Source organism: Streptomyces sp. NPDC003697, from assembly GCF_053587115.1.
The window spans coordinates 22,441-34,593 of sequence record NZ_JBSFNN010000073.1 but is presented as its reverse complement, the minus strand read 5'-3'; the positions used below and the strand labels follow the sequence as shown (position 1 = coordinate 34,593).

The 12,153-nt window shown below is 71.6% G+C and carries 11 protein-coding genes; 5 read left to right on the top strand and 6 right to left on the bottom strand.

All coding sequences use genetic code 11. The features are described 5' to 3' along the window. Positions 1 to 108: 108 nt before the first annotated feature. Positions 109 to 279, bottom strand: a complete 171-nt coding sequence (locus ACWDNY_RS24435; protein WP_451647925.1) for a hydrophobic protein — start codon at positions 277 to 279, stop codon at positions 109 to 111. 209 nt (positions 280 to 488) lie between these two features. Here ACWDNY_RS24435 and ACWDNY_RS24430 point away from each other — a divergent pair, with 209 nt between their 5' ends. Further along, positions 489 to 662, top strand: coding sequence for a CsbD family protein (locus ACWDNY_RS24430; RefSeq protein WP_361509889.1), 174 nt, complete (start codon positions 489 to 491; stop codon positions 660 to 662). Between the two features lie 511 nt (positions 663 to 1,173). Here ACWDNY_RS24430 and ACWDNY_RS24425 read toward each other — a convergent pair. The 3 genes from ACWDNY_RS24425 to ACWDNY_RS24415 form a co-directional block, all read right to left on the bottom strand. Further along, positions 1,174 to 2,826: a sigma-70 family RNA polymerase sigma factor gene (locus tag ACWDNY_RS24425; protein ID WP_451647924.1), complete on the bottom strand. Its 1,653-nt coding sequence runs from the start codon at positions 2,824 to 2,826 to the stop codon at positions 1,174 to 1,176. Positions 2,827 to 3,014: 188 nt separating this feature from the next. Then, positions 3,015 to 4,382 (bottom strand): hypothetical protein, encoded by a 1,368-nt coding sequence (locus ACWDNY_RS24420; RefSeq protein WP_451647923.1) that lies wholly within the window; start codon positions 4,380 to 4,382, stop codon positions 3,015 to 3,017. 246 nt (positions 4,383 to 4,628) lie between these two features. Beyond that, a complete protein-coding gene (locus tag ACWDNY_RS24415) occupies positions 4,629 to 5,057 on the bottom strand; it encodes an ATP-binding protein (protein ID WP_451647922.1) in 429 nt (142 codons plus the stop codon). A 231-nt stretch (positions 5,058 to 5,288) separates the two neighbouring features. Here ACWDNY_RS24415 and ACWDNY_RS24410 point away from each other — a divergent pair, with 231 nt between their 5' ends. Next, entirely contained in the window at positions 5,289 to 6,140 is an 852-nt protein-coding gene (locus ACWDNY_RS24410) for a helix-turn-helix domain-containing protein (protein WP_451647921.1), read from the top strand. Positions 6,141 to 6,145: 5 nt separating this feature from the next. After that, positions 6,146 to 6,376: a DUF397 domain-containing protein gene (locus ACWDNY_RS24405; protein WP_451647920.1), complete on the top strand. Its 231-nt coding sequence runs from the start codon at positions 6,146 to 6,148 to the stop codon at positions 6,374 to 6,376. On the opposite strand, the gene glmS is transcribed toward ACWDNY_RS24405, so the two are convergent. Beyond that, positions 6,337 to 8,184, bottom strand: coding sequence for a glutamine--fructose-6-phosphate transaminase (isomerizing) (gene glmS, locus ACWDNY_RS24400; RefSeq protein WP_451647919.1), 1,848 nt, complete (start codon positions 8,182 to 8,184; stop codon positions 6,337 to 6,339). The two genes, ACWDNY_RS24405 and glmS, sit on opposite strands and share 40 nt — an antisense overlap. Before the next feature lie 260 nt (positions 8,185 to 8,444). Between glmS and coaA the strand changes: the two genes are divergently transcribed. Continuing rightward, entirely contained in the window at positions 8,445 to 9,434 is a 990-nt protein-coding gene (coaA, locus tag ACWDNY_RS24395; RefSeq protein WP_451647918.1) for a type I pantothenate kinase, read from the top strand. A gap of 43 nt (positions 9,435 to 9,477) precedes the next feature. Then, entirely contained in the window at positions 9,478 to 10,416 is a 939-nt protein-coding gene (locus tag ACWDNY_RS24390) for a DUF389 domain-containing protein (protein WP_451647917.1), read from the top strand. A 161-nt stretch (positions 10,417 to 10,577) separates the two neighbouring features. Here the strand turns inward: ACWDNY_RS24390 and glmM are convergent, their stop codons facing one another. Further along, on the bottom strand, positions 10,578 to 11,936 hold the full coding sequence (glmM, locus tag ACWDNY_RS24385; protein WP_451647916.1) for a phosphoglucosamine mutase: 1,359 nt from the start codon (positions 11,934 to 11,936) through the stop codon (positions 10,578 to 10,580). Positions 11,937 to 12,153 lie beyond the last annotated feature (217 nt).

Genomic DNA, 12,153 nt, shown 5'->3' with positions numbered 1-12,153 from the left:
ACTAAATCGCCCCTATATGCCGAAGTCCCGCGAACGAGTGATCGCATTTCGGACAGCATGATGACCGCCGACCAGAAGCCGGGGCCCCACACGTGTGTGCGCGCGCCGCTACCAGCGGTACCAGCGACCGCGCCGGCCACCCGAGTCCGCCGAACGGAGGACAAAGCCGAGCAGCCAGGCAATGAGGACGATCACTGCGATCCACCACAGTGCCTTCACCGCGAATCCCGCACCGAAAAGGACCAGGGCGAGCAGAAGAACCAGAAGCAAGGGAACCATGTCTATCAACCTCCGCTGCTCCGGATGCCCGCTCGTCAGCCGGGCACGCATTCGATCTCCATGGTTTTTTCCCCGACTTCGCGGGAAAGCTGGGGAGTTCGCGCGAAGTCACCCGACCGGCCGAACCCTGAAATGACGGTGTTTGACGAGCGCGTCCACGGAAACTCGAACACCACCGGACGCCACGACGACCTGGGGATGTGAAACTGATGGCTGACAACCAGAAGGCGCAGGCCAAGACGGAGCAGGCCAAGGGCAAGCTCAAGGAGACCGCGGGCCGGGCCGTCGGCAACGAACGAATGGAAGCCGAGGGCCGCATGGAGCAGTCGCGCGGCGACGCCCGCGAGGCCAAGGAGAAGACCAAGGACGTCTTCCGGCACTGAGTCTGACGTCCGCGAAAGCAGGTGTGGGGCGCCCCCGGCCCATGGGGGCGCCCCACACCTGCTTTCGCGCGCAGGCCGGCCCGCCGCGGTCACCGGGTGCGTCACTGCGGCCCGTCACCGTTCACCCCGCACGCTTCACCCCAAGCGGTACATCGCATACGTTCCACCCCGAGCAGTTCACCGCATTCGGCCCACCGCGAGCCGCTCACCGGCATATTCGGACTCGTCGCACCGACAAGGGCCGCGGTGATGACCTCCAGGAAGCGTGCCCACAACGCGGGAAACGCCCGGACGAGCGACCTCCGGGGCCTTTCGGGTGCACGGCGGAGCACACCCCGTCGACGCGAATTCCATGATCGGACCCAATTCCGCCAAGCCGAAAGCGAAACGTTTCGCCCGGTCGGGTGACCGAACCGGCTCACCCTCCTCCGAGCGGCCTACACCCCTCTCCATGAGGACGGACCGCTCCGTGCGGCGGCCAAAGGGTGCCGCCCGCGGACGGTTTCGGACGTCAGGACCTGGCGCCGAAGTCCTGCGTCCACCACGGCCCGCCGGACCCCTTGTGGACGCCGACGCCGATGTTCTTGAAGGCGCAGTTGAGGATGTTGGCGCGGTGGCCAGGGCTGTGCATCCAGGAGTCCATCACCGACTCCGGGGTCTGCTGGCCCAGGGCGATGTTCTCCCCGTACGTCGACCACCGGTAGCCCGCGGCGGTGATGCGCCCGCCGGGGTCGGCGCCGTCCGGGTTGGTGTGGTCGAAGAAGTCGCGCGCGGCCATGTCGTCGGAGTGGCCCTGTGCCGCGGCGTCGAGCTGTGAGTCCTGCGTGAGCGGGCCGCAACCGGCGGCCGCGCGCTCCTGGTTCACCAGGGCGACGACCCGCGCCACCGTGCCCGCGGGGGCCGGCCGCGCGGACGGTGCGGCGGGCGCGGGCCGCTTCGGCGGAGCCGGCTCCCGCGACGGCGACGCGCTCCTGCTCGGCCGGGGACTCCTGGACGGGCTCGCGCTCCTCGACGCGGACGCGGAGGGCGAGGCGGAGGCGGACGCGGAGGGCCAGGCCGGCGAGCTGCCGGGGAGCGTGCCGGAGGCGGAGAGGTCCACGACGGGTTCGCCGGCGGACCGCGCCCTCGTGTCCGTACCGCTTCCGCCGCCGGGACCGGTCCCGAAGTACCACAGACCACCGCCTGCCACACAGGTCGCCACGACCGCCGCGGCGGCCGCCCGCCTGCGGACGCGCCGGCGCCGGCGGACGGCTCCCCGGGAGGCGGCTCGCCCGTCCGCGGCGCGGCGCCCGGTCGCCCGGCCGCTGCCGCCGCGATGCCCCGTTCCCTCGGAGGCGAGCGGTGCGGCCGACCCGGCCAGGGCCGTCCCGCCGACGGCGGAGCGCACGCCCGCGACCAGCGCGGGCGCCACCGGGACCAGCGCCAGACCGGCCAGCAGCCCCTCGGCGGGCATCAGCCCGCCCCACAGTCCCGAGCAGCGCGCGCACTCACGGGCGTGCCGGGCTATTCGCTTGCGCCACAGCGCCGAGGGCCGGCCGTCCCAGGACGCCAGCACCCCGCGCAGCTCCTCGCACGGCGGCCGCCCGTCCAGGGCCCGTACGACCACACGGGACGCGTCGAGCTGTGCCTTCATCCGCTGCACGCGGACCGCCGTGTGCCGGGCGGACAGTCCCAGCGCCTGGGCGACCTCGGCCCGGGTCAGCTCCCCGGCGCACTCCAGCCACCACAGGGACAGCAGCGCCCGGTCGTCCGGCTCGAGCCAGCGCGTCGCCCGCGCCGTCTCCTGGCGCTGGCCGGACAGCTGCAGCCGCAGCATGGTCAGGTCCACGAAGTCGGCGCCCGGGTCGGCGACGCTCCCGGCCTCCTCCACGGCGCCCGGAGCGGCCTGCCGGTCCTGCCAGTGGGCGCGCACGCGGTTCATGGCGATGGTCACCAGCCAGGAGCGGAAGCTGCCGGGATCACGCAGGCCGCCCAGGCCGTCCAGGGCCCGCAGCATGGTGTCCTGGACGACGTCGTCCACGTCCACCGAACCGTTCAGGGCCCGGCCCACGATGTTGTAGACCAGGGCGAGGTGCGCGCTGACCAGGGTGTCCTGAGCCCTCGGATCGCCCTGGCGGGCCGCGGCCACCACTGCCGCGAGGTCCTCCGTGTGCTGTGTCCCCATGAACGACTTCCCTGTCCTCGACGCCGGTCGATGATGTCCGATGTCTGGGAGACCGGTCGGGGCGGGGCGAATAACAGTTCTTCGAAGACGTGTTCCTCTCCCCCTGCCACGCGGACCGGGCGGCCGGTCCCCCGGGGCGGGCAGCGGGGACCTGGCCGGGCTTCAGGCCGGCACGAGCGGGGGCGTCGTCACCCGGAGTTGTATCCCCACCGGGCCTGGCCGTCCCGGCCCATGAAGCACTTCGCCGGCCGCCCGTCGCCGGTCGTCGCGGTGGCACCCACGGGAGAGCAGTACTGCCCGAACTGGACACCCGCCCGGCCGCCGGAACTGCCGGTGCCGCCGCCCGAACTGCCGGAGGAGCCACCGCTGCCGGACCCCGCACTGCCGGACGAGCCCCCGCTCGTGCCGCCTCCCCCGGTGCCGCCGCCCGAGGTGCCGTAGGAGGGCTGAGGACGCGGCTCGGGCTTCGGCTTCGGCTTGGGCTTGGGCTTGGGCTTCGGCGTCGGGCTCGGGCTCGGGCTGGGTTCGCTGCAGGAGACGCCGGGACCGATCAGCCACAGGCCCGGCTGCGTCAGGGTCGAGGCCACGCTGCCCGGTTCCGGGCGCTGCCGGCACACCTGCCAGTCGGACAGGTCCTGTGGGTCATCACCGTCCAGGCGCTCCCCGGTGTGGGCGTGGAAGGCGCCGACGTCGTCGACACCCAGGTCACCGAGGGCGCGTGAGGCCACGTCGAACCGCTCACCGACCAGGTCGGGCATCAGGATCCGGCGGGAGCCGTACAGCCATCCCGGGCACGCCTCCCGTTCCGGGACCGCGTAGATCGTCAGTGTCGTGAGCGAGGGCCAGGCCGTCACGTCGGCGGACGGACTCTGGAAACAGACCCGCCAGCCGGGCGCGGTCGGCTTCACCCGCCGGCCGGCGGAGGAGGCGTCGGCGGCCGACACCGTCCGCCACCGATCGAGGCGCGCCCTCGCCGCCGCCGATGCCAGCGACGTCCCGTCGAAGTCGGGCACGACCACGGTGCGGTACGCCCGATCCTGCGCCACGGCCTTCTCCCCGCCCGAGCCCGGGTTCAGTCCGGCGAAGACGACCACGGCCGCGGCGGCGGCCGCGAGCACGGGGTGCCGGCGCACCCACGTGGACAGCCGCCTCCCGCGGCCGGGGCGCAACGGCGAGTCCGGAGGCACAAGGCGCCCGACCGTGCCGAGGAGCTCTCCCCTGGGATCGAGTTTCGAGCCGTGCAGCTTGTGCGGCTTGCCGTCGACCAGGACGTCGACGGAGCCGAGCATGCCGTACGCGCGACGGAGGATCAGCAGCGGCGCGGGGACGCGGACCGCCTTGGGCGCCAGCAGGTTCCGGACGAGGACGAGGCCGCGTGCGGTGAGTGCGGCATAGCCCCAGCCGTCGTGGTAGAGGGCCCTGACCACCTCTCCGGACGCCAGTTCGTCGAGCAGCACCTTCGCACAGTCGTCGGGAAGGGTGATGCTCTCGCCGGCGGCGGCCTTGGCGGTGCGGTGATCGTTCTTCAGCAGGCGCTGCACGGCACTTTCGGACATGCGGGGATGTTAGCGGCCGCCAGTCCGGCACCGAACATCCGTGCAACACCTCGCGTGGTTTCGGATGGTTTACCGTCTCTCACCAGCCTCTTTACCGACGGCGACCGAGTCCCGGCCGCCGTCGGCTCACACCCCGCCCCGGCACCTCGGCGATCGTTTCCAGCCACCCGCCCGTCGGCCCCGCAGGACCGCACGTGAAGGCCGGCCCGCCGGAGTCGTCACCACCGTCCACGGCCGGCCGATTGCTCACCCGGCGGGAACCTGAGCCGCGGTCAGCTCGCACCACACCACCTTGCCCCGGTTTCCGTCCCTGGACAGCGGCTGCCAGCCCCACAGGTCGGCGCACACCCGCACCAGCGCCAGGCCGCGCCCCTCTTCCCGCTCCACCACCCGCTCCAGCGGCACAGGCGGCTCAGGCGGCCCCGGGTCCGCGTCCCACGCCCCGATCCGCGGCACCCCGGCCCGCCAGTGCACGCGCAGGGCCGCCGGTCCCTTGGTGTGGCGTACGGCGTTGGACACCAGCTCCGCCGCCAGCAGTTCGGCGACATCGACCAGCCCGATGAGACCGTGCATCGTCAGGATCAGACGGAGGGTGCGGCGGCTGACGGTGACCGCGCGCAGGTCGTTCGGGATGTACAGGCAGTACTCCCAGGATGCGTCTTCGGGCACGGGCATGCGTGACTCCTGGCGGAGAGAGGGGAGTTGGGGAGGGCGCCGGGGACGGGCGGTGGCATTGCCGCACCCGTCATGGCAGGACGGGGCGGTGCGCTTCCGGGGACACCCGGCGTGCCGCAGCGTGTGCGGTGCGTCACCGACGGTAGACCTAACTTTTTAAGTCTTGCAAGTCGATCGCGTAGTCTGACCCCCGAACGAGTCAGCGCAACAGCCGCGTTGAGAGGAGACGCGATGGCGTTGAGACGTGCGCCGACGGCCCGTCAGTACCGGTTGGCGACCGAGCTCCGCAGGCTCCGCGACGCGTCCGGTCTCACGGCCCGCGAATCGGCGGCCCTCCTCGGGGTGAGCTCTGCGCAGATCAGCCAGATCGAGACGGGTCTCACGGGGGTGAGCGAGAAGCGGCTGCGGCGCCTCGCGGCCCACTATTCCTGTACGGACGACGTGTTCATCGACGCCTTGATCGCCATGGCCACCGATCGCACACGCGGCTGGTGGGAGGACTACCGAGGCCTGCTTCCCACGCCGTATCTGGACCTGGCCGAGCTGGAACACCACGCCACATACCGAAACGATGTCGAGTTCCTGTACATCCCCGGCCTTCTCCAGACAGAGGACTACGCCCGCGCCGCCTTCTCCTACCAGGTCCCCGCGCTTCCCGACGAGGACGTGGAGTTGCGTGTCCGCCACCGGATGAACCGGAAGGCCGTCATCGAGCGTCCGAGCCCCGTCCCCTACGAAGCGGTGATTCATGAAGCGGCGTTGCGGATCAGGGTCGGTGACCGCGCCGCCGCACGGGCCCAACTCGACCAGGTGCTTGAGCTGTCCCAGGCGGACCACATCACCGTGCGAGTCGTCCCCTTCGACCTGGACGGTTTCGCGGGGGCCTGGAGCAGCATGATGCTCGCCGGCGGCGCCGTGCCCAGACTGGACACAGCTGTACGCGACGCACCCCACGGGACGGCCTTCATCGACTCCGACGCGCAACTGGGGGTGTTTCGAACGCTCTTCCGTAAAGTAAGGGAGGTATCACTCGGCCCCGAACGGTCGCGTGACTTCATCCACAGGCTGGCCAAGGAACTGTGAGGCTCATGGTGACCACGAGGGGCAACTGGCTGAAGTCCTCCTACTCGGGTGGCGGCGAGGGCAACAACTGCCTCGAGATCGCCAACCGCCGCACCCACGTCGCCGTCCGCGACTCGAAGGCCCCGGCCCGGGCGGTCCTCCGCTTCCCGGCCGGGGCCTTCACCGCCTTCGTGTCCGCTCTGAAGGGCGGCGGGAACTACTCCACCGTCACCGACTTGGCGAGGTTGCGCGGCTGATCCACCTCGTTGCCGCGCGCCGTCGCCAGCTCGCACGCGAAGACCTGGAGCGGCACCGTCGCGACCAGCGGCTGGAGCAGCGTCGGGGTGGCGGGGATGCGGATGAGGTGGTCGGCGTACGGCACGACCGCCTCGTCGCCCTCCTCCGCGATCACGATCGTGCGGGCGCCCCGGGCCCGGATCTCCTGGATGTTGGACACGATCTTGTCGTGCAGCAGGGACCGGCCACGCGGCGAGGGCACCACCACGACCACCGGCAGGTCCTGCTCGATCAGGGCGATCGGCCCGTGCTTCAGCTCGCCCGCCGCGAAGCCCTCGGCGTGCATGTAGGCCAACTCCTTGAGCTTGAGGGCTCCTTCCAGGGCGACCGGGTAGCCGACGTGACGGCCCAGGAACAGCACGGTGTTCTTGCCGGACAGGGAGCGGGCCAGCTCCCGCACCGGCTCCATGGTCTCCAGGACCTGCTCCACCTCACCGGAGATCTGCGACAGGTCCCGGATCACGTCCTGGACCTCGTCGCCCCACTTCGTGCCGCGGACCTGGCCGAGGTACAGCGCGACCAGGTAGCAGGCCACCAGCTGGGTCAGGAACGCCTTGGTGGAGGCGACGGCGACCTCGGGGCCGGCGTGGGTGTAGAGGACGGCGTCCGACTCGCGCGGGATGGTCGAGCCGTTGGTGTTGCAGATGGCGAGCACCTTGGCGCCCTGCTCGCGGGCGTGCCGCAGCGCCATCAGCGTGTCCATGGTCTCGCCGGACTGGGAGATGGCGATGACCAGGGTCTGCTGGTCGAGGATGGGATCGCGGTAGCGGAACTCGCTGGCCAGCTCGACCTCGCAGGGGATGCGGGTCCAGTGCTCGATGGCGTACTTGGCGATCATCCCGGCGTGAAAGGCCGTACCGCAGGCGATGATGACGACCTTGTCCATCTCGCGCAGCTCGGAGGCGGAGATGCGGACCTCGTCGAGCGTGAGGTTGCCGGCCGCGTCGATCCGGCCGAGCAGGGTGTCGGCGACGGCCTTGGGCTGCTCGGCGATCTCCTTGAGCATGAAGTAGTCGTAGCCGCCCTTCTCAGCGGCCGCCGCGTCCCAGTCGACGTTGTACGACCGCACCTCGGCGGGTCGGCCGTCGAAGCCGGTGACCGTGACGCCGTCGCGGCGCAGCTCCACCACCTGGTCCTGACCCAGCTCGATCGCGGAGCGGGTGTGGGCGATGAAGGCGGCGACGTCGGAGGCGAGGAAGGCCTCCCCCTCCCCGATCCCCACGACCAGCGGCGAGTTGCGGCGGGCGCCCACGACCACGTCCGGGTCGTCGGCGTGCACGGCGACCAGCGTGAACGCGCCCTCCAGGCGGCGGCAGACCAGCCGCATCGCCTCGGCGAGGTCGGTGCAGGAGGAGAACTCCTCGGCGAGCAGATGGGCGACGACCTCGGTGTCGGTCTCGGAGGACAGCTCGTGGCCGCGCTCCGCCAGCTCCGCCCGGAGCGCCGCGAAGTTCTCGATGATGCCGTTGTGGACGACGGCGACACGGCCGGCGTTGTCCAGGTGCGGGTGCGCGTTGGCGTCCGTGGGGCCGCCGTGGGTGGCCCAGCGGGTGTGCCCGATGCCCGTCGTACCGGTCGGCAGCGGCCGGTCGACGAGCTCCTTCTCCAGGTTGACGAGCTTGCCGGCACGCTTCGCGGCGGCGAGACCGCCGTCCGCGAGCACGGCGACGCCCGCCGAGTCGTAGCCCCGGTACTCCAGGCGCTTCAGCCCGGCCATCACGACATCGAGCGCCGACTGCGCCCCCACGTATCCCACGATTCCGCACATGCGCCGCAGCCTACGACCCGGCGGGCGTCCGGAACGGCCACAGCGTGCCCGAAATCGGAAATTCCCACTGGGGCACGACAGCTCCGGCGGGACACCGGATCACTCAGGCTCGGCGTACCGGCGCCAGGCGGCCGCCGGCGTACCGGGCGAATCCGGCGTACCCGGCGTGCCCGGCGTGCCCGGCGTGCCCGTCCGGGGCCGCGGACGTCACGTGACGGACCCCACCCCCCGCCCCGTTCGAACTCCGTTAACAATGGACTGTGATCTCTCCGGTCCCCTCGATACCCCGGAGCGCCCACCGGTCCCGGCCGGAGGCGACTCCCTACGTCGATCTCACCCGCGCCGAGTGGAGCGCGCTGCGTGACAAGACGCCGCTGCCCCTGACCGCCGAGGAGGTCGAGCGGCTGCGCGGTCTCGGTGACGTCATCGACCTCGACGAGGTACGGGACATCTACCTGCCGCTGTCCCGGCTGCTGAACCTCTACGTCGGCGCCACGGACGGCCTGCGCAACGCCCTGAACACCTTCCTCGGCGAGCAGGGCTCCCAGTCCGGCACGCCGTTCGTCATCGGGGTCGCAGGCTCCGTCGCCGTCGGCAAGTCCACCGTCGCCCGGCTGCTGCAGGCCCTGCTGTCCCGCTGGCCCGAGCATCCGCGCGTGGAGCTGGTGACGACCGACGGCTTCCTGTTGCCCACCCGGGAACTGGAGGGCCGCGGCCTGATGTCGCGGAAGGGATTCCCCGAGTCGTACGACCGCCGGGCCCTGACCCGCTTCGTCGCCGACATCAAGGCCGGCAAGGCCGAGGTCACGGCCCCCGTCTACTCCCACCTCATCTACGACATCGTCCCCGGCGAGAAGCTCACCGTGCGCCGCCCCGACATCCTCATCGTCGAGGGCCTGAACGTGCTCCAGCCCGCCCTGCCCGGCACGGACGGCCGCACCCGCGTGGGCCTCGCCGACTACTTCGACTTCAGCGTGTACGTCGACGCCCGCGTCGAGGACATCGAGCACTGGTACCTCGACCGGTTCCGCAAGCTGCGTGCGACCGCCTTCCAGGACCCGTCCTCGTACTTCCGCAGGTACACCCAGGTGTCCGAGGACGAGGCACTCGACTACGCCCGCACCATGTGGCGCACGATCAACAAGCCCAACCTGGTCGAGAACATCGCTCCCACCCGCGGCCGCGCCACGCTCGTCCTGCGCAAGGGCATCGACCACAAGGTCCAGCGGCTGAGCCTGCGCAAGCTGTAGGGCGCCCGCCCCGCCCACCGGCGGATGGACTTGGATGGACCCCATGCTGCATCTGCGCCTGATCACCCCCGCCGACCGGACCGACGACGTGGTCCGCCTGATCGAGGAGACGGTCGGCACCACGCACCTCGTCGTGCTGCCGGGCGCCGCGCGCAGTCCGGCCGGGGACGTGGTGCTGTGCGACGTGGCCCGCGAGGCCGCCGACGAACTCCTCGGCCGACTGCAGGACCTGGGCATCGACCAAACCGGCTCCATCGCGGTCGAGAACATCGACCTCATACTGTCCGAACGGGCCGGGAAGGCCGAGGAGGAGGCTCCCGGCGAGCCGGCGGACGCGGTGCTGTGGGAGCACCTGGCCGAGGCGACGCACGAGGAGTCCACGCTCTCCGTCACCTACCTGGCGTTCATCACCCTGGCGACCATGATCGCGGCCTGCGGTGTGGTGCTCGACAACGCGATCCTGATCGTCGGCGCGATGGCGGTCGGACCGGAGTTCGGGCCGCTGGCCGGGATCGGCACGGCCCTGGTGCAGCGCGCCCCGCGGCTGGCGCTGCGCTCGCTGACCGCGCTGGTCGTGGGGTTCGCGGTGGCGATGGCCGTCACCGTCGGGTTCAGCCTCTTCATGGACGCGGTCGGCCTGTTCACCGAGGCCCAGCTGCAGGGCGACCGGCCCAACACCGGCTTCGTGTACGCCCCCGACTGGTTCTCCTTCGTCGTGGCGCTGCTCGCCGGAGCCGCCGGCACGCTGTCCCTGACCTCGGCCAAGTCCGGCGCCCTGGTCGGCGTGGCCATCTCCGTGACGACCATCCCGGCCGCCGCCAACGCGGCCGTCGCGCTGAGCTACGGGGACTCCGTCCAGACCTGGCGGTCGAGCGAGCAGCTGCTGCTGAACCTGCTCGGCATCGTCGTCGCCGGGACCCTGACCCTGCTGGCCCAGAAGTGGTTCTGGCGGGGGCAGCGCCGGCGACTCACCCGGACGTGACGGACGCGGCCCCGAGCGGGGCCGCGCACCCGGCGCCGGGGTGTCCGGGGGCTGTCGGCGGAGCAGGCCGGAGGGAACCGACGGCACCTCGCAACGATCCGACAACGCGGCGAGGTGCCGTAGCTGACGCCGTGCGTCCGCCGGGGATTGCCGGACAGCCCCTAGCCCAGCGCCGACTTCACCGCGTCGGCCAGCCGGCTCGCCACGGTGCGCGCCTGGTCGATGTCCGCCGCCTCGACCATCACCCGCACCAGCGGCTCCGTGCCGGACGGACGCAGCAGCACCCGGCCGGTGGAGCCGAGCTCTCGCTCCGCCTCCGCGACGGCGGCGGCCAGGTCCGCGGAGGTCTGCACGCGCGACTTGTCGACGTCGGGGACGTTGATCAGCACCTGCGGCAGCCGCTCCATCACCGACGCCAGGTCCCGCAGCGTACGGCCGCTCTCGGCGACCCGGGCGGCCAGCAGCAGGCCGGTCAGGGTGCCGTCGCCGGTGGTGGCGTGGTCGAGGATGATGACGTGGCCGGACTGCTCGCCGCCGAGGGCGAAGTCGTGCTCCTTCATCTCCTCCAGGACGTAGCGGTCGCCGACCGCGGTCTGCACCAGACGGATGCCCTCGCGCTCCATGGCCAGCTTGAAGCCCAGGTTCGACATCACCGTCGCGACGACGGTGTCGGAGCGCAGCGCCGACCGCTCCCGCATCGCCAGGGCCAGCACGGACAGGATCTGGTCGCCGTCGACCTCCTCGCCGGTGTGGTCCACGGCCAGGCAGCGGTCGGCGTCGCCGTCGTGCGCGATGCCGAGGTCGGCGCCGTGCTCGAGCACGGCCGCCTTCAGCTGGTCCAGGTGCGTCGAGCCGCACCCGTCGTTGATGTTGAGCCCGTCCGGTTCGGCACCGATGGTGACGACCTCGGCCCCGGCTCGCGCGAACGCCGCGGGCGAGACGCCGGCGGCCGCGCCGTGCGCCTCGTCGAGGACGATCCTGAGGCCCTCCAGCCGGTTCGGCAGGACGTCGAGGAGGTGGCCCACGTACCGGTCGGAGCCCTCGCCGTAGTCCCGCACCCGGCCGACGCCCGCGCCGGTCGGACGGTCCCACGGGGCGCCCGTGCGGTGCTCCTCGTAGACGGTCTCGATCCGGTCCTCCAGATCGTCGGCCAGCTTGTGGCCGCCGCGGGCGAAGAACTTGACTCCGTTGTCGGGCATGGCGTTGTGGCTGGCGGAGAGCATCACGCCGAGATCGGCGCCGAGAGCGCCGGTGAGGTACGCCACCGCGGGCGTGGGGAGGACGCCGACGCGCAGCACGTCCACGCCCGCGCTCGCCAGACCGGCGACCACGGCCGCCTCCAGGAACTCCCCGGACGCACGCGGGTCCCGGCCGACCACCGCCGTCGGCCGATGGCCCTCGAAGGTGCCCGCCTCGGCCAGTACGTGCGCCGCGGCGACGGAGAGGCCGAGAGCCATCTCGGCCGTCAGGTCCGCGTTGGCGACACCGCGCACGCCGTCCGTGCCGAAGAGTCGTCCCACTTGTCCTCCTGAGGAAGCGTCAGTTCGAAGAGACGTGCCGATGCGTTCAGCGCGTGTTCACTTCACTGGGTTGGATCTGCCGGATGCGCCTGCGGCTTCCGCGTCCCGGGTAGGCGGCGCCGGACCATCCGATCACACAAGCCTTTGAGCACCTTGTGCCGTTATACGCCTAAGCCCCGCGATATACGAACGCCCCGTCGGCACGGTGGCGTGCCGC

Excerpts from the sequence above, each read along its gene's own strand:
- ACWDNY_RS24390 (WP_451647917.1), top strand. The coding sequence starts at position 9,478 with ATGCTGCATCTGCGCCTGATCACCCCCGCCGACCGGACCGACGACGTG.
- ACWDNY_RS24435 (WP_451647925.1), bottom strand. The coding sequence starts at position 279 with ATGGTTCCCTTGCTTCTGGTTCTTCTGCTCGCCCTGGTCCTTTTCGGT.
- ACWDNY_RS24415 (WP_451647922.1), bottom strand. The coding sequence starts at position 5,057 with ATGCCCGTGCCCGAAGACGCATCCTGGGAGTACTGCCTGTACATCCCG.
- ACWDNY_RS24425 (WP_451647924.1), bottom strand. The coding sequence starts at position 2,826 with ATGGGGACACAGCACACGGAGGACCTCGCGGCAGTGGTGGCCGCGGCC.
- glmS (WP_451647919.1), bottom strand. The coding sequence starts at position 8,184 with ATGTGCGGAATCGTGGGATACGTGGGGGCGCAGTCGGCGCTCGATGTC.
- ACWDNY_RS24420 (WP_451647923.1), bottom strand. The coding sequence starts at position 4,382 with ATGTCCGAAAGTGCCGTGCAGCGCCTGCTGAAGAACGATCACCGCACC.
- ACWDNY_RS24430 (WP_361509889.1), top strand. The coding sequence starts at position 489 with ATGGCTGACAACCAGAAGGCGCAGGCCAAGACGGAGCAGGCCAAGGGC.
- ACWDNY_RS24405 (WP_451647920.1), top strand. The coding sequence starts at position 6,146 with ATGGTGACCACGAGGGGCAACTGGCTGAAGTCCTCCTACTCGGGTGGC.
- ACWDNY_RS24410 (WP_451647921.1), top strand. The coding sequence starts at position 5,289 with ATGGCGTTGAGACGTGCGCCGACGGCCCGTCAGTACCGGTTGGCGACC.